Here is a 16683-nt window from a genome sequence, read left to right as displayed (position 1 = left end):
GCCTGCACCTACTCTCCTTTTACTGCTTTAACTGTTTTTAACGCCGATTTTATATCATCATAAATAATATTTCCAACAACTACTGTATCAGCATATTGTGCCATGTCTTTCGCCTGTTCTGCATTAGAAATACCACCGCCATAGTATAACTTAGCTTGTTTCAATTCTGCTTTTACATTTTTAACAAGTTCAACATCTCCATACGTACCGCTATATTCTAAATAAAATATCGGTAAATGTAATAACTTGTCTGCTAAACGAGCATATGCAATAACGTCATCTTCTGTTAAATCACATTTCGCTTCTGTAAGCTGGGCTACTTTCGCTTCTGGATTTAAAACACAATACCCTTCCATAAAAATTTCGTCCCAGTCCATAATATCCCCAAATTCTTTCAATGCCTCATGATGAACACCTGTTACCCATTCTACTTTTCGGCTATTTAAAACACTTGGGATGTAATAAAAATCAAATCCTGGTGTAATTGCTTCTACATCAGAAACCTCTAATACACAAGGAACTGCATATCTACGAATGCTAACTAGCATGTGTAATACGTTATCAATTGTAACTCCATCACTTCCGCCTACAATAACCGCATCAGTTCCAGACTCACAAATCATTTCTAAATGTTCATCGCTTAACTCCTTATTTGGATCAAGCTTAAATACATGTTTCCATCCGGAAATATCGTACATGAAAACACCCTTCCTTTTCTCTAGTTATATATATTTCTGTTCAAAATAACAGTTTATTTTCATCATTATTGTTTTAACTTCATCTTAAATATTTGTTTAAAACGGAGAATTAAGTTTGGAATTACCTCTTCCATATTTTTTAAACTAGAGGATTTAATTTTGAAGTTCCTTTTATGCATTCTTTCATTATAACAAAAAAAGTTACTTACACACACGCACATTCCAACATCTTTTTCCACGTCAAATGTTGGATTACATATCCCAAAAATCAAACGGGATACTAATAAAAGAAATAGTATTATCTATTTCAACTTTCATAAAAAGGAGTGTTTTTCTAATGAAGCAAAATATCGGGACAATAAACGCTCTAATTCGAATTACACTTGGGCTTGTCCTCTTCGGATGTAGTGCAACTAAACTTGTACGCAAGCCGTGGTGCACTTGGTCTAACATTTTTCTATGGATTGGTGCAATGAAAGTTGCAGAAGGAATTGTTCGTTTCTGCCCTGTTGTTGAAATGTGGAAATTCGGAAAATACATGAATATGGGGGCATTTAAAATGCCTAGCATGAATTTTGCTGAAAAAGGACATGCTAAAGAAGAAGTGAATCAAACTTCCACTCATGACAAGCCAAAGTCAAAAGGAAGTTATGACGCTTCTGACAAAGAGATTGAGTCAGCGATTGAAAATATAATCCTGACAAAACCGCTTTGAATCATTTGTCACGATGCAAGATGCTCTCAAAGGGACTTAGCTGCTGCAGTGGGCGGTTAAGTCTTCTTTATTTTACCATAAAACAGAACGTACATTCTCTTTTTCGACCTTAAAATGTATATAAAAGATATCAATCAATAAAATTCAGAAAATTAGGTGCATACCTCTTGCTTAAAATGATATAAAAGTGATATCATTTTTATATCAGGAGGCGATCATATGAAAGAAAAACAAGTATTTTATGTAAATGGTTTTCTCGGTATTATTGGAATTTTGATTTTAGCTGCTATCGGTGTATTTTTCCTTGCACAAGAAATTTTCATAGGAGCGGCATTAACTATTATATTAGCCGCAGTTCTCGCTACAGGTATCGGTATTGTTCAACCGAATCAAGCGAAGGTTATTACGTTCTTCGGTAATTATTTAGGAACAATTCGTCAAAACGGTTTATTTTTAACGATTCCGTTCGCATTCCGTCAAACTGTATCTTTACGTGTTGAAAACTTTAACAGTAAAAAATTAAAAGTAAATGACGTTGATGGAAATCCAATTGAAATTGCAGCTGTTATCGTATATAAAGTTGTTGATTCTGCAAAAGCAATGTTTGGTGTTGAACATTATGATCGATTTGTAGAAATTCAAAGCGAAACGGCAATCCGCCATGTTGCAACAAAATATCCTTATGACAATTTCCAAGATGAAACCTGCGTTACGTTACGCGGAAATACTGAAGAAATCTCTGAAGAATTAAAACGTGAGTTAGAGGCGCGTCTTGAAATTGCTGGTGTAGAAGTATTAGAAACTCGTTTAACGCACTTAGCTTACGCAACAGAAATTGCCCATGCAATGTTACAACGCCAGCAAGCAAAAGCAGTATTAGCTGCTAGAAAAGAAATTGTTGAAGGTGCTGTGAAGATGGCGAAAGATTCCATCCATATGTTAGATGAAGAAGGCGTACTAGAACTCGATGACGAGCGTAAAGCAAATATGGTAAACAACTTATTAGTTGCCATCGTTTCAGATAAAGGTGCGCAACCAGTTATTAATACAGGAAGCCTATACTAAGGGCTATAAGTAATTATGGCTAAAAAGAAAAGCTTTCCATTACGTATTGATCCTGAATTACACGCAGTCATCGAAAAATGGGCAAATGATGAATTTCGTAGCGTCAATGCACACATCGAGTATTTACTTCGAGAAATGGCAAAGCAAAAAGGGAAATTAAAAAAAGATAAAGATGCATAAAAAATCCCGCTGATTCCTCAGCGGGATTTTTACATATTAACTTTTCGTCATCTCATGCCCAATTGCACGATATCCTATATCACTTCGATAAAATAGACCATCACTCTCAATTTTACCGATTTCTTTATATACTTTATCTTTTGCTTCTTGTAAACTATTTGCCTTACAAGCAACAAATAATACACGGCCACCGTTCGTTACAAAGTCCCCATGTTTCATTGCTGTACCTGCATGGAAAACAATCACATCTTGCAGTGCATCTAGTCCGCTAATAATATCACCTTTTTTATATACTTCTGGATATCCTTTAGAAGCAAGTACAACACCGATTACCGCTTCTTCTGACCATTGTAACGTTAGTTCACTTTCATCTAATACAGCGTTACATATATCAACTAAATCATTTTCTAAGCGAGGTAATACAACTTCTGTTTCAGGATCACCGAAGCGTGCATTAAATTCAATTACCTTCGGACCATCATTTGTTAAAATAAGACCTGCGTATAAAATACCTGTAAACGAACGGTTTTCTGCAATCATCGCCTTAGCAGTTGGATGTAATACGGTTTGAATCGCTTCTTGAACTGCTGATTCTGGAATTTGTGGTACTGGAGAATATGCACCCATTCCGCCCGTATTTGGACCTTTATCACCATCAAAAGCTCTTTTATGATCTTGGGCGATTACCATTGGATGTACAGTTGTTCCATTCACGAATGCCATTAATGAGAATTCTTGTCCATCTAAAAACTCTTCAATAACGACCTTCTTACTTGCCGCGCCGAATTTCACATCTTGTAGCATTTCTTTCACAGCTTGTAATGCCTCTTCAAGCGTCATTGCTACCGTTACCCCTTTACCCGCAGCTAGGCCGTCAGCTTTAATAACGATTGGTGCACCAACTTTTTGAATGTACTGTACTGCTTCTTCATAATCTGTAAAAGTTTCGTACGCCGCAGTTGGAATATCATACTTTTTCATAAGCTCTTTTGTAAAAGCTTTACTACCTTCAATAACAGCAGCCGCTTTATTCGGACCAAATACGCGAAGTCCCTCTTCTTTAAAACAATCAACAATTCCATTCATAAGCGGAATTTCTGGTCCAACGAAAGTTAACTCAACATTATTCTCTTTTGCAAATAAAACTAATGCATCAAAATCATTTTCATCAATATCAACTGGTGTTGCAACATCTCTCATACCTTCATTACCTGGTGCTACATATACCTTTTCTACTTTTTCAGATTGTGCAAACTTCCAAGCTAAAGCATGCTCACGCCCACCGCGGCCAATTACTAAAACATTCATATTTCATCCCCCAATAATTAAATAAGTACAAACTAGAAGCTATGCTCCTAGTTTGCTTTTTCATATCAATAAAAGGTTATCTCGACCGGACTTTTTAAACATCCTCTATTAGTGTTTGAAATGACGTACGCCAGTGAACACCATAGCAATCCCATACGTATCTGCCACTTTAATAGAATCTTCATCACGGATTGATCCGCCTGGTTGAATGATTGCTGTAATTCCTGCTTTTGCTGCTTCTTCTAATGTATCTGGCATTGGGAAGAAAGCATCAGATGCAAGTGCGCTACCTTGTGCTTTTTCACCAGCTTGTGTAATTGCGATTTTTGCAGAACCTACACGGTTCATCTGTCCCGCACCGACGCCAATTGTCATGTCATCTTTCGCTAAAACAATTGCGTTTGATTTCACATGTTTTACAACTTTCCAAGCTAGTTTTAAATCTTTCCATTCTTGCTCTGAAGGTTCACGTTTCGTTGGAATTGAAATTGTACTTTCATCTAATGATAACGTATCTTCTTCTTGAACGAGAAGTCCACCTTGTACAGAAGTTAGTTTTTTGCTTGCACTTGTCGCTTTTTCAATATTTATAGTTAATAAACGTAAGTTCTTCTTACTTTGCAACACTTCTAAAGCTTCTTGCGAGAACGAAGGTGCGATAACAATTTCTAAGAAAATTTCATGTAACTTTTCTGCTGTAGCTTTATCAATTTCACGATTTGCTGCAATAATACCGCCGAAAATTGATACTGGATCTGCTTCATAAGCGCGAGTATATGCTTCGTGAATATCAGTTCCTACTCCAACACCACATGGATTCATATGTTTTACTGCTACTACTGCTGGTTCTGTAAATTCTTTTACTATGCTAAGTGCTGCGTCTGCATCATTAATATTGTTATACGATAATTCTTTACCGTGTAATTGTTCTGCGTATGCAACAGAAGAAGTTGCTGCGAATGGCGCTTTATAGAAAGTTGCCTTTTGATGTGGGTTCTCGCCATAACGTAAGTCTTGCTTTTTCTCAAATGTCACAGTTAATGTTTCTGGACTTTCTTCACCCATTTGCTCTGTTAAGTAGTTAGAAATTAACGCATCATACGCTGCTGTATGACGGAATACTTTCGCTGCTAGTTTACGTTTTGTTTCCTCTGCTACTTCACCGTTCTCTTTCAGTTCTGCTAACACAATATCATAATCTACTGGATCTACAATTACAGATACGAATTTATGATTTTTCGCAGCAGAGCGAATCATTGTCGGGCCACCGATATCAATATTTTCAATTGCATCAGCAAATGTTACATCAGGCTTAGCGATTGTTTCTTTAAATGGATATAAGTTAACAACAACAAAGTCAATTGGCTCCATACCTAATTCATTCATTTGTGTTACATGTGTTTCATTATCACGAACTGCTAATAGACCACCATGAATATTTGGATGTAACGTTTTCACACGGCCATCCATAATTTCAGGGAAACCAGTTACTTCAGAAATACCAATTACTTGTAAACCGTTTTCTTCTAATAACTTTTTCGTACCACCTGTTGAAATAACTTCAATCCCTTGTTCTAGTAACCCTTTAACAAATTCTACTACTCCTGTTTTATCTGAAACACTTACTAATGCACGCTTTTTCATTTATCCTTCACCCCTGGTTGTATGTTAGTTAACAGTTGATTCTTTCACAGACTGAACAATTTGATTCACTGTATTTACGTATAATTTATGTTCAACTTGTTGAATTTTCTTTTGTAAACTTTCTCTCGTATCCCCTTCAGAAACAACCACTGCTTCTTGCGCAATAATTGGCCCTGTATCCATACCTGCATCTACATAATGAATTGTTACTCCAGTTACTTTCACACCTGCTTCTAACGCTTGACCGACAGCATCTTTACCCGGAAAGCTCGGTAGTAATGATGGATGAATATTAATAATCTTCCCGCCGTATGCTTCTAGTAACGTCGGCCCGATTAACCGCATATATCCAGCTAAAATAACATAATCAATTTCATATTCTTCTAGCTTCTTTAATATCTCTTTTTCAAATGCTTCTTTTGACTCATATGCTTTCGCTGAAAAAGCAAAACACGGAATATGATGATAATTTGCCCGTCCAACAGCGCGTGCTTCTGGTTTATCACATACTAATAAACTAATTTCTGCATCCAATCTTTTTTCTTCTACCGCATTAACGAGAGATTGAAAGTTAGATCCGCTTCCAGAAGCAAAAACTGCTAATCTACTCATAGTGCTGTGCCCCCATTAAAAGTAACGCCAGCTCCTTGTATAGTACGTCCAATAATACGAGCCATTTCTCCTTGCTCTTCAAGAAGACGAACAACATCTTTTGCATCTTCTTCCTTCACTGCTACTACCATACCAATACCCATGTTAAAAATATTGAACATTTCTTTTTCTTCCAGTTTTCCAACTTCTTGAAGCAAACTAAAGATCGGCTGAATTTCCCAAGATCCTAGTTCAATCTCGGCACCGATTCCTTCTGGCAACATGCGTGGAATATTTTCAATAAATCCACCACCTGTAATATGCGCCATACCGTATACTTCATGTTTCTTCAATAGTTCTAAAATAGGTTTGACATAAATTTTCGTTGGTTTTAATAATTCTTCACCAAGAGGTAGTTCTAAGCGGCCATAAATACGCTCTAAAGATAGTTCCCCATCTTCTAGTAACACTTTTCGTACTAAAGAGTAACCATTGCTATGAATACCGCTAGATGCTAAGCCAATTAGCACGTGACCAGCTTCAATCTTTTCACCTGTTACAATTTTCTTTTTATCAACAATCCCAACTGTAAAACCAGCTAAATCATATTCTTCCGTAGAATACATTCCTGGCATTTCAGCTGTTTCTCCACCGATTAATGCACAACCAGCTTGGCGACAGCCCTCTGATATACCTTTGACGATGTTTTCAATTTTACTAGGTTCAGCTTTACCACAAGCAATATAATCAAGGAAGAAAAGCGGCTCTGCTCCTTGGACAACAATATCATTTACACACATTGCTACTGCATCAATACCAATTGTGTCATGTTTATCTGCCATAAAAGCGAGCATCAATTTCGTTCCCACGCCATCTGTTCCAGATACTAATACAGGTTCTTCTAATGCAAATTTTGATAGATCAAACATACCTCCAAAACCGCCTAAACCGCCTAGTACTTCTTTTCTCATAGTTGTTTGTACGTGTTTTTTCATGCGAGATACCGCTTCATATCCAGCTTCAATATCTACTCCTGCTTGCTTATATGCATTCGCCATCGTTATTTACACCTCGTCTTTTAATTTCTCCCCATCCAGGGCGGGCTATTTTAAGAAAGGAGCTAGCTTCTACATCAAAAGAAGTAGAAGCTTGTTTCACTTTTCTTATTTCATACTTTCTAAAAGCTCTTGCTCATAATCATAAAGAGCTGTTGGATAGTCCCCATTAAAGTAAGCCATGCATAGGCCACCATATTTCCCTTCATATGGACGTCCAATTGCATCTACTAATCCATCTTCGCTTAAAAATGTTAAAGAATCTGCTCCGATCATTTCACGGATTTCTTCTACTGTATGATTTGCTGCAATTAATTCTTTTCTCGTTTGAATATCAATGCCATAGAAACATGGATATTTCAGAGGTGGTGAAGCAATTCTTACGTGAACTTCTGTCGCTCCAGCTTCACGAAGCATACGAACAATTCGTTTACTTGTCGTTCCTCTTACGATAGAGTCATCAATCATAACAACTCGTTTCCCTTCAACTACACCTCTTACTGCGGAAAGCTTCATCTTAACCCCTTGCTCTCGCAGTTCCTGAGAAGGTTGAATAAACGTACGTCCAACGTAACGATTTTTAATTAATCCTAACTCATATGGAATACCTGTTGCCTCCGCATAGCCAATCGCAGCTGAAATACTAGAGTCTGGTACACCAGTAACAACATCTGCTTCAATAGGAGCTTCTGCCGCTAAACGTTTCCCCATATTCTTACGTGCTGCATGAACGTTAACGCCTGCAATATTAGAATCTGGTCGTGCAAAGTAAATGTATTCCATACTACAAATTGCATGTTCTACATCGTTTGTGAAACGATCTACGTGAATTCCTTCATCATTAATGATAAGTAATTCACCCGGTTCTACATCACGAATGTATGTTGCACCTACTACATCAAAAGCACATGTTTCAGATGCTACAACGTAAGCATCCCCCATCTTTCCAATTGAAAGCGGACGGAACCCATTCGGATCTAATGCAACGATCATTTCATTTCCAGTTAGTAAAAGATACGCAAACGCACCTTTCACTTTGTTTAAAGCTTCTTTTACACTTTCAATTAAAGAATCTTTCGTACTACGTTTAATAAGATGTAAAAGTACTTCTGTATCTGAACTAGTTTGAAAAATACTGCCCTCTGCTTCTAATTCACGACGAAGCATTTTTGCGTTAATTAAATTTCCGTTATGAGCTAACGCCATACTATGATCGGAAAAACGGAACAACAATGGTTGAACGTTAGCAACTTCACTTCCACCAGCTGTTGCATATCGTACATGTCCGATCGCTGATTTTCCATTTAACCCTTCTAGCTCACCTCTTGAAAACACTTCTGATATTAAACCTAACCCCTTGTGACCGACGATTTTTTCCCCATTATTTACGACAATGCCTGCGCCTTCTTGCCCACGGTGCTGTAAACTGTGCAATCCGTAGTATGAAACTTGTGCTGCATTTTCATGCCCCCAAATTCCGAAAACGCCACATTCTTCGTTTAACCCCTTTATTTCAGCAAGCATGGGATTGCCCCTTTCCAAGCCTTTCTCATTTCATCTACATTTGCTGTAAGTAATACTTCATTTTCTTCATTATGAATTGTTACTTCATTTGTACTTGTTACTTCTCCAACTTGGATTGCTTCTACCACTTTCTCAAACGCCTCTTTATTTTCACGTTTTACAGTTATCACGAAGCGAGACTGTGATTCAGCGAATAATGCTGCTGTTGCTTCTCCATCTAATTTCACAGTAGCACCTAAGCCTTTAGCACCAATTGCACTTTCTGAAATCGCAACTGCTAAACCACCTTCAGCAACATCATGTGCAGATTGAACAAGACCAGCTTGAATTGCTCCTAATACTTGTTTTTGGCGTTTTAATTCTACATCTAAATCGATACTTGGTGATTGACCGAAAATTTTGCCGTGAATCATTTTCTGTAATTCACTTCCGCCAAACTCAGCTTTCGTCTCACCAATTACATACACTAAATCACCAGCTTGCTTAAACTCTTGTGTTGTTACATGTTTTAAGTCATGCACAAGTCCGACCATCCCAACAGTTGGTGTTGGATATACAGCTTCACCACTACGCTCGTTATACATCGATACGTTTCCGCCGATAACTGGTGTTTGTAATGTGCGACAAGCTTCACTCATACCGTCTACTGATTTCTCAATTTGCCAGAAGATTTCTGGTTTTTCTGGGTTACCGAAGTTTAAGCAATCTGTAATTGCAAGTGGCTCTCCGCCAGAACATACGATATTACGCGCTGCCTCTGCTACTGCAATTTTACCGCCCATCTCTGGGTCTAGATAAATGTAGCGAGAGTTACAATCTGTCGTCATTGCTAATCCTTTTTCTGTACCGCGTACACGTACAACTGCAGCATCTGAACCTGGCGTAACAACTGTGCTTGTGCGAACTTGGTAATCGTATTGATCGTATACCCACTCTTTACTTGCAATTGTTGGTTGCTGTAATAAAGCGAATAACGTTTCTTTATAATTTTCTACTTTTGGCGTTTCCATTTTCATTGCTTGGAATTCAGCAAAGTATGCTGCTTCTTTTGATGGCTTATGATAAATTGGTGCTTCTTCTGCTAAAGCATCTGCTGGAACTTCAGCTACCTTTTCACCTTTATGGAATAAACGAAGCATTTTATCTTCTGTTACTTTCCCCATCGTAACCGCTGCAAGACCATACTTCTCAAATAAATCTACTATTTCTTGTTCTCTACCTTTTTTCACGACAATTAACATACGCTCTTGTGATTCAGATAGCATCATTTCATATGGTGTCATTCCTGTTTCACGCTGTGGTACATCATCTAAGTACATTTCAATACCCATTCCTGCTTTACTTGCCATTTCTGCAGATGATGATGTTAAACCAGCCGCACCCATATCTTGAATTCCAACAAGTGCATCAGATTGAATTAATTCTAAACACGCTTCAATAAGAAGTTTTTCCATAAATGGATCCCCTACTTGAACCGCTGGACGTTTCGCTTCTGAGCTTTCAGATAGTTCTTCCGACGCGAATGTTGCACCGTGAATACCGTCACGACCAGTTGATGCTCCTACGTACATTACTGTGTTACCAGCACCATGTGCTTGCCCTTTTTTAATGTCTTCGTGGTTAATCAAACCTACGCACATTGCATTTACAAGTGGATTTCCTTCATAACATGGATCAAATTGTACTTCGCCGCCAACAGTCGGAATACCGATGCAGTTACCGTATCCTGCAATTCCTGCTACTACTTCTTCGAATAAATATTTCACACGTGGTGACTGTAATTCACCGAAACGAAGTGAGTTTAATAGAGCTACCGGACGTGCTCCCATAGAGAATACGTCACGAATAATACCACCAACACCTGTTGCAGCTCCTTGATATGGTTCAATAGCTGAAGGATGGTTATGACTTTCCATTTTAAATACAACTGCTTGATTATCACCGATATCTACAATTCCAGCACCTTCCCCAGGCCCTTGTAGAACACGCTCACCTGTTGTTGGGAATTTTCGAAGCACTGGTTTTGAATTTTTATAACTACAATGTTCAGACCACATTACAGAGAATAACCCTGTTTCTGTATAATTTGGCAGACGACCTAAAATCTTTTCAACCATGGCAAACTCTTCGTCTGTTAACCCCATTTCCGCATATATACGCTCTTCTTTAATTTGTGTTGGATTTGGTTCAAGCATTAACGACATATGTTTCCCTCCACTGTTTTAAGATAGATTGAAAGACTTTTAACCCTTCAGCACCGCCAAGTAATTCATCTACAGCACGCTCTGGGTGCGGCATCATACCAAGTACATTTCCTTTTTCATTTACAATACCAGCAATATCTGAAACGCTACCGTTAGGGTTTTCTACGTAACGGAATGCGATTTGATTGTTCTCTTCTAATTGTTTAAGAGTCGCTTCATCACAATAGTAATTCCCCTCACCATGCGCAATTGGAATATTAATTATTTCATCTTTTTCATATTGTGATGTAAACATCGTTTCATTATTTTCAACACGTAACTGAACAGTGCGACACATAAATTTTAAGTTTTCGTTTCTCATTAACGCTCCTGGTAGTAATCCTGATTCAACAAGAATCTGGAATCCATTACATACACCTAAAATCGGCTTTCCTTGCTCAGCAGCTTTTTGCACTGCTTTCATTGCATTAGCAAAGCGAGAGATAGCACCGCAGCGTAAGTAGTCACCATAAGAAAATCCACCTGGTAGTAGAATTGCATCATATTCATCTAAATTCTCTGTATCGTGCCAAACGTAATCTACTTCTTCGCCAAGCTCATCTTTAATTGCATGGAACATATCGACATCACAGTTCGAACCCGGAAATACTATTACGGCAAATTTCACTGTGCGACAACCTCCTCAACTTCATAACGGAAGTCTTCCATTACAACGTTCGCTAATAGTTTTTCACACATTTCTTTTACCTTGCTATCTAAATCAGATACAGATTTATCAATTGTTAGTTCCATGTACTTTCCGATTCGAACGTCTTGTACTTCTGTAAATGAAAGACTATGAAGTGCTCCTTTTACTGCTGTTCCTTGTGGATCTAATACGCTTTCTCTTAATGTTACATATACCTTAACTTTATACATGTGAAATTCCCCCTAAACGTTTTAAAATCTCTTCATAAGCATCTGTTAAATTTCCAAGATCACGACGGAATACGTCTTTATCAAACTTTTCATTGCTCGTTCCATCCCATAAACGGCAAGTATCTGGTGAAATTTCATCCGCTAAAATGATTTCTCCTTCTTCCGTTACACCAAACTCTAATTTGAAATCTACTAATCTTACACGACAGCTTGCGAAATGATCAATCAACACTTGATTGATTTGTAGAGCCATATCTCGTAATACACTTACTTGCTCTGGCGATGCAACGTTTAATACACGAATATGATCTTCCGTTACAAGCGGATCTCCTAAATCATCATCTTTGAAGTAAAATTCTACGATTGGTTCTGCAAGTACAGTTCCCTCTTCCATTCCTAATCGTTTTGAAAGACTTCCTGCAATTACATTTCTTGTGACAACTTCTAAAGGAATAATACTCACTTTTTTAACAAGTTGTTCTGTCTCAGATAACTTCTCAACAAAATGTGTTTTAATTCCCACTTCTTGTAACTTTCTGAACAATAAAGTTGTAATTTCATTGTTCAAACGACCTTTTCCTGTAATCGTCTCTTTTTTCTCCCCATTGAAAGCAGTCGCACTATCTTTGTACTCTACCCAAACCATATCTGCTGATTCTGTACGATAAATTCTTTTTGCCTTACCTTCATACAGCAATTCTAGCTTTTGCATTTCGCAAGCCCCCTGTAGTTTGAAAAATGTGAATAATATTTTTATAAAGAATGGCACAGAATGACTCTATTCTGTGCCATATGAAATTTTACGCTTCGTTTAATCCAAGGCGTTCAAAGATTGTATCAACGTGTTGCATATGATGCTCATAGTTGAAGCATTCATTAATTTCTTCTTGTGTTAACTTGCTTGTAATACGCTCATCAGCTTCTACAAGCTCTTTAAATTGTACTTGTGTTTCCCAAGCTTCCATCGCTTTAGGCTGTACGATATCATAAGCTTCTTCACGTACCATACCTTTGTCGATTAGTGTAAGCATTACGCGCTGAGAATAAATTAAGCCGTATGTTCTTGTCATATTACGTTTCATATTCTCTGGGTATACAGTTAAGTTTTTAACAATATTACCAAAGCGATTTAACATGTAATTTAATGCGATTGTAGCATCTGGTAAAATTACGCGTTCTGCCGAAGAGTGAGAAATGTCACGCTCATGCCATAATGGAACATTTTCGTAAGCTGTCATCATATAACCGCGGATAACACGAGCTAAACCAGTCATATTTTCAGAACCAATTGGATTACGTTTATGTGGCATTGCAGAAGAACCCTTTTGCCCTTTTGCGAAAGCTTCTTCAACTTCACGTGTTTCACTCTTTTGTAAACCACGAATCTCAACTGCCATCTTTTCGATAGATGTTGCAATTAGTGCAAGTGTTGACATGTAGTGTGCGTGACGATCACGTTGCAATGTTTGTGTTGAAATTGGTGCTGCTTCTAATCCTAAATTTTCACAAACATATTTTTCTACGAATGGATCGATATTTGCATATGTACCAACCGCACCAGATAGTTTACCAACACGAACTGTATCAGCAGCTTGTTTGAAACGCTCTACGTTACGCTTCATCTCTTCATACCAAAGACCAAGTTTTAAACCAAATGTCGTTGGTTCTGCATGAACACCGTGTGTTCTTCCCATCATGATTGTGTATTTATGCTCTTTCGCTTTGTTAGCTAAAATGCTTACAAAGTTCTCTAAGTCTTTTAATATAATTTCATTCGCTTGTTTTAAGATGTAAGATAATGCTGTATCTACTACATCTGTAGATGTTAAACCGTAATGAACCCATTTACGTTCTTCGCCTAATGCTGGCGTTTCTGATACAGCACGAGTGAATGCAACTACGTCATGACGTGTTTCTTTTTCAATTTCATAAATACGATCAATATCAAATGATGCATGTTCACGAATTTTTTTAACATCTTCTTTTGGAATATCGCCAAGCTCAGCCCATGCTTCACAAGCTAAAATCTCAACTTCTAACCACGCTTTAAATTTGTTCTCTTCCGTCCAAATCGCACCCATTTCAGGGCGTGTATAACGACTAATCATCTTTTTCCCTCCAACAGTTGTTCTTGATGGTCCCAAATATGCAAACTCTTCGCTTTTTCTAGAGCGACTTCAATATTATCATTTAAAATATTAACATGCCCCATTTTTCGCTGTGCTTTTGCTTCTTCTTTTCCATACAAGTGTAAATAGCACCCGGTTAATCTATTCACTTGTCTTAGGACCCCTTCTATATGTTCGCCTAAAATGTTTACCATGACAACTGGTTTTAACAAATTTGTTTCTCCTAGAGGTAAATTACAGATTGCTCGAATATGTTGACCAAATTGACTCGTTTCACATGCATCCTGTGTATAGTGTCCTGAATTGTGAGGTCTTGGCGCTAATTCATTAATATAAATCTCACCATTATCTGTAGCAAACATCTCTACAGCTAGTGTTCCCACAAGTTCTAATTCATCCGCAAGTACCTTTGCATACGCAATTGCTTTTTGAGAAAGCTCTTCTGTAATGCGAGCTGGAACGATAGATTCATGTAAAATGTTATTTACATGAATATTTTCTGCTACTGGAAACACTTTTGTTTCACCACTTACACTACGAATCACAATAACTGATACTTCTTTTTCAAAAGGCACCCATTTCTCTAAAATACATTCTGCTTTATCCACAAGATTTCTTGCTGCCTCAACATCAGCTTCACTTCTTAAAACAACTTGCCCTTTCCCATCATATCCACCTGTCGTCGTTTTTAAGACGGAAGGGAATGATAACCCAGCAATTGCTTCTGTAAGCTGATTTTGATTTTGAACTAATCTATACGTTGCTACTGGTAACCCAGCCTTCTCAATCGCATTCTTTTCTGTAAAACGATTTTGCGTTGTATTTAACAACTGACTACCTTGTGGTAAGTACGCATGTTTTTCAAGCCATTGTAAACATCTATAATCAATATTCTCAAATTCATATGTGACAACATCACTTATCTCTGCTAAATGCTGAATTGCTTTTAAATCATCATATGGTGCAACAATTTCAATATCAGCAACTTGTGCACATGGCGAATGCTTTGTAGGATCTAAAACAGCAATTTTATATCCCATCTCCTTAGCTGCCAATGCCATCATTCTTCCTAGCTGGCCGCCTCCAATAATACCGATTGTTTTTCCAGGTAAAATGATTCTCGTCATACTAGCTCACTACCTTCACGCACATCTTTTTCAATCGCTTCTCGTCTCAATTCTAATGCATCATGTATATCATCATGAAATGATCCAAGTATTTGTGCGGCAAGTAATCCAGCATTCGTTGAACCGGCTTTACCAATTGCAACAGTTGCAACTGGAACACCTCCTGGCATTTGGGCGATGGATAATAATGAATCTAAGCCGTTTAATGCTTTTGATTGAACTGGCACTCCAATTACAGGAAGATTTGTCTTCGCTGCAACCATTCCTGGTAAATGTGCTGCTCCACCAGCTCCAGCAATAATAACTTTCAATCCACGTTCACGAGCCGTCTCTGCATATTCAAACATATAATCCGGAGTCCGATGAGCGGATACAACTTTTTTCTCATACGGTATATTTAATTCATCTAAAATGTCACAAGCATATTTCATTGTTTCCCAGTCTGACGTACTTCCCATTATGACTCCAACTAGTGATTTCATATTAGAATCCCCCCGATTCAAATAAAAAAAGCCTGAAATAGAACAGTTTCTCTTTTACTATGAGAGAAAGCGCTCTACTCAGGCATACGTATCCCTTGTGAATAGAAAAATACCGAGTGACTTTCCCTCATAGTCTAACGAATAACGGTCGTTAGGTAGAGACTTGCAGGCCATATCCCCGCGATTATATGAGGTCTTATATTATTGTTTCTATGGCTATATTAACAATATTTCATAAACAATGTCAATAAATAATCGAATGTTTTTTTATTAGCAGTCAATAACGTTCGTGTTTTAGTTATCTTCAAAAGAAGAATTGCAACTATATACAAGAAGAAAAGGGAATTAGAATATATATTTCTAGAGATCTATTTTATGTATTTATCGTTTAAATAGCACTTCAGTATGTTTTTAATCAAAATATATACACTCTTGTATTATTATAAAGATTTAATTTCTAAGGAGGATAACTGTTAAAGAAAGAACTTTGCTATTATCCTATTTATTTTTCTCTATTGCAGTAATTTCTGTAATTATTAAATATTTATTTATAGCATCTCATTATTTAAAATATATACTTATGATAGAAATAATGTGTCCTATTTTAAGTATTACTTTAGCGACATTAGGAAAATCAGGAACACAAAAAATCATTACTATTATTTTAAAGAGTCTCTACTTCATTCTTTTTTCGTCTGTAGCTTTATTAAATTTACGGATTATAGCATTCGGTAAATAAAAATAAACACAAAAAAACCTAAGTCAAAATAACTTAGGTTCTTGCTTGGCGACGTCCTACTCTCACAGGGACAAGGTCCCAACTACCATCGGCGCTAGAGAGCTTAACTTCCGTGTTCGGTATGGGAACGGGTGTGACCTCTCTGCCATCATCACCAAACTATGAAGGCATATTCCTTCAAAACTAGATAACATTGCTACATATTATATGGTTAAGTCCTCGATCTATTAGTATTCGTCAGCTCCACATGTCACCATGCTTCCACCTCGAACCTATCAACCTGATCATCTTTCAGGGATCTTAC

General features: G+C 37.4%; 17 protein-coding genes, 2 rRNA genes and 1 riboswitch. Of the genes, 4 read left to right on the top strand and 15 right to left on the bottom strand.

Going from position 1 to position 16683, the window contains the following annotated elements; translation table 11 throughout:
* Positions 1-8: 8 nt before the first annotated feature.
* Complete coding sequence (locus tag ACTFO4_RS25630; RefSeq protein ID WP_000272097.1) at positions 9-698, bottom strand: heptaprenylglyceryl phosphate synthase; 690 nt, start codon at positions 696-698, stop codon at positions 9-11.
* Between the two features lie 337 nt (positions 699-1035).
* On the opposite strand from ACTFO4_RS25630, the gene ACTFO4_RS25625 reads away from it, so the two are divergent.
* From ACTFO4_RS25625 to ACTFO4_RS25615, 3 genes are all read left to right on the top strand, one after another.
* Positions 1036-1413 (top strand): YgaP family membrane protein, encoded by a 378-nt coding sequence (locus tag ACTFO4_RS25625; protein WP_440014510.1) that lies wholly within the window; start codon positions 1036-1038, stop codon positions 1411-1413.
* A 219-nt stretch (positions 1414-1632) separates the two neighbouring features.
* A complete protein-coding gene (locus ACTFO4_RS25620) occupies positions 1633-2478 on the top strand; it encodes an SPFH domain-containing protein (protein ID WP_000660669.1) in 846 nt (281 codons plus the stop codon).
* A 15-nt stretch (positions 2479-2493) separates the two neighbouring features.
* Complete coding sequence (locus ACTFO4_RS25615) at positions 2494-2658, top strand: toxin-antitoxin system HicB family antitoxin (protein WP_001085171.1); 165 nt, start codon at positions 2494-2496, stop codon at positions 2656-2658.
* A 36-nt stretch (positions 2659-2694) separates the two neighbouring features.
* Here ACTFO4_RS25615 and purD read toward each other — a convergent pair whose 3' ends face one another.
* The 12 genes from purD to purE form a co-directional block, all read right to left on the bottom strand.
* Entirely contained in the window at positions 2695-3966 is a 1272-nt protein-coding gene (gene purD, locus ACTFO4_RS25610; protein ID WP_440014509.1) for a phosphoribosylamine--glycine ligase, read from the bottom strand.
* Positions 3967-4074: 108 nt separating this feature from the next.
* Positions 4075-5610: a bifunctional phosphoribosylaminoimidazolecarboxamide formyltransferase/IMP cyclohydrolase gene (gene purH, locus ACTFO4_RS25605; protein ID WP_000745439.1), complete on the bottom strand. Its 1536-nt coding sequence runs from the start codon at positions 5608-5610 to the stop codon at positions 4075-4077.
* 24 nt (positions 5611-5634) lie between these two features.
* Positions 5635-6222 (bottom strand): phosphoribosylglycinamide formyltransferase, encoded by a 588-nt coding sequence (purN, locus tag ACTFO4_RS25600; RefSeq protein WP_000088589.1) that lies wholly within the window; start codon positions 6220-6222, stop codon positions 5635-5637.
* Complete coding sequence (purM, locus tag ACTFO4_RS25595) at positions 6219-7259, bottom strand: phosphoribosylformylglycinamidine cyclo-ligase (RefSeq protein WP_001262439.1); 1041 nt, start codon at positions 7257-7259, stop codon at positions 6219-6221. Before purM ends, purN begins: the two co-directional genes overlap by 4 nt.
* 105 nt (positions 7260-7364) lie before the next feature.
* Entirely contained in the window at positions 7365-8780 is a 1416-nt protein-coding gene (purF, locus tag ACTFO4_RS25590; RefSeq protein ID WP_000879025.1) for an amidophosphoribosyltransferase, read from the bottom strand.
* Complete coding sequence (purL, locus tag ACTFO4_RS25585) at positions 8765-10984, bottom strand: phosphoribosylformylglycinamidine synthase II (protein WP_017674262.1); 2220 nt, start codon at positions 10982-10984, stop codon at positions 8765-8767. Before purL ends, purF begins: the two co-directional genes overlap by 16 nt.
* A complete protein-coding gene (gene purQ, locus ACTFO4_RS25580) occupies positions 10968-11651 on the bottom strand; it encodes a phosphoribosylformylglycinamidine synthase subunit PurQ (protein WP_017674263.1) in 684 nt (227 codons plus the stop codon). Before purQ ends, purL begins: the two co-directional genes overlap by 17 nt.
* A complete protein-coding gene (purS, locus tag ACTFO4_RS25575; RefSeq protein WP_000278823.1) occupies positions 11648-11902 on the bottom strand; it encodes a phosphoribosylformylglycinamidine synthase subunit PurS in 255 nt (84 codons plus the stop codon). The genes purQ and purS overlap by 4 nt, the downstream gene beginning before the upstream one ends.
* Positions 11895-12614 (bottom strand): phosphoribosylaminoimidazolesuccinocarboxamide synthase, encoded by a 720-nt coding sequence (purC, locus tag ACTFO4_RS25570; protein ID WP_440014508.1) that lies wholly within the window; start codon positions 12612-12614, stop codon positions 11895-11897. The genes purS and purC overlap by 8 nt, the downstream gene beginning before the upstream one ends.
* 88 nt (positions 12615-12702) lie before the next feature.
* Positions 12703-14010 carry an adenylosuccinate lyase gene (gene purB / locus ACTFO4_RS25565; RefSeq protein ID WP_000625682.1) on the bottom strand — a complete coding sequence of 436 codons (1308 nt, stop codon included), beginning with the start codon at positions 14008-14010 and terminating at the stop codon, positions 12703-12705.
* Positions 14007-15158: a 5-(carboxyamino)imidazole ribonucleotide synthase gene (gene purK, locus ACTFO4_RS25560; RefSeq protein ID WP_017674264.1), complete on the bottom strand. Its 1152-nt coding sequence runs from the start codon at positions 15156-15158 to the stop codon at positions 14007-14009. Before purK ends, purB begins: the two co-directional genes overlap by 4 nt.
* A complete protein-coding gene (gene purE / locus ACTFO4_RS25555) occupies positions 15155-15640 on the bottom strand; it encodes a 5-(carboxyamino)imidazole ribonucleotide mutase (RefSeq protein ID WP_000839365.1) in 486 nt (161 codons plus the stop codon). Before purE ends, purK begins: the two co-directional genes overlap by 4 nt.
* Before the next feature lie 110 nt (positions 15641-15750).
* Positions 15751-15852: riboswitch (purine riboswitch) on the bottom strand.
* Positions 15853-16127: 275 nt separating this feature from the next.
* Between purE and ACTFO4_RS25550 the strand changes: the two genes are divergently transcribed.
* Positions 16128-16379, top strand: coding sequence for a hypothetical protein (locus tag ACTFO4_RS25550; protein WP_000927500.1), 252 nt, complete (start codon positions 16128-16130; stop codon positions 16377-16379).
* Between the two features lie 43 nt (positions 16380-16422).
* Here ACTFO4_RS25550 and rrf read toward each other — a convergent pair.
* Positions 16423-16538, bottom strand: a 5S ribosomal RNA gene (gene rrf, locus ACTFO4_RS25545).
* Between the two features lie 48 nt (positions 16539-16586).
* Positions 16587-16683: ribosomal RNA gene (locus ACTFO4_RS25540) — 23S ribosomal RNA — on the bottom strand; the annotation flags it as partial.

This window comes from Bacillus cereus group sp. MYBKT14-1 (genome assembly GCF_051915185.1).
GTDB lineage: Bacteria > Bacillota > Bacilli > Bacillales > Bacillaceae_G > Bacillus_A > Bacillus_A cereus.
The sequence above is the reverse complement of the archived record's forward strand: the minus strand, read 5'-3'. Positions and strand labels throughout refer to the sequence as shown.

Bases quoted from the DNA above. Each gene is read 5' to 3' on its own strand.
- ACTFO4_RS25630 (WP_000272097.1), bottom strand. From the start codon at position 698: ATGTACGATATTTCCGGATGGAAACATGTATTTAAGCTTGATCCAAAT.
- ACTFO4_RS25625 (WP_440014510.1), top strand. From the start codon at position 1,036: ATGAAGCAAAATATCGGGACAATAAACGCTCTAATTCGAATTACACTT.
- ACTFO4_RS25620 (WP_000660669.1), top strand. From the start codon at position 1,633: ATGAAAGAAAAACAAGTATTTTATGTAAATGGTTTTCTCGGTATTATT.
- ACTFO4_RS25615 (WP_001085171.1), top strand. From the start codon at position 2,494: ATGGCTAAAAAGAAAAGCTTTCCATTACGTATTGATCCTGAATTACAC.
- purD (WP_440014509.1), bottom strand. From the start codon at position 3,966: ATGAATGTTTTAGTAATTGGCCGCGGTGGGCGTGAGCATGCTTTAGCT.
- purH (WP_000745439.1), bottom strand. From the start codon at position 5,610: ATGAAAAAGCGTGCATTAGTAAGTGTTTCAGATAAAACAGGAGTAGTA.
- purN (WP_000088589.1), bottom strand. From the start codon at position 6,222: ATGAGTAGATTAGCAGTTTTTGCTTCTGGAAGCGGATCTAACTTTCAA.
- purM (WP_001262439.1), bottom strand. From the start codon at position 7,259: ATGGCGAATGCATATAAGCAAGCAGGAGTAGATATTGAAGCTGGATAT.
- purF (WP_000879025.1), bottom strand. From the start codon at position 8,780: ATGCTTGCTGAAATAAAGGGGTTAAACGAAGAATGTGGCGTTTTCGGA.
- purL (WP_017674262.1), bottom strand. From the start codon at position 10,984: ATGTCGTTAATGCTTGAACCAAATCCAACACAAATTAAAGAAGAGCGT.
- purS (WP_000278823.1), bottom strand. From the start codon at position 11,902: ATGTATAAAGTTAAGGTATATGTAACATTAAGAGAAAGCGTATTAGAT.
- purC (WP_440014508.1), bottom strand. From the start codon at position 12,614: ATGCAAAAGCTAGAATTGCTGTATGAAGGTAAGGCAAAAAGAATTTAT.
- purB (WP_000625682.1), bottom strand. From the start codon at position 14,010: ATGATTAGTCGTTATACACGCCCTGAAATGGGTGCGATTTGGACGGAA.
- purK (WP_017674264.1), bottom strand. From the start codon at position 15,158: ATGACGAGAATCATTTTACCTGGAAAAACAATCGGTATTATTGGAGGC.
- purE (WP_000839365.1), bottom strand. From the start codon at position 15,640: ATGAAATCACTAGTTGGAGTCATAATGGGAAGTACGTCAGACTGGGAA.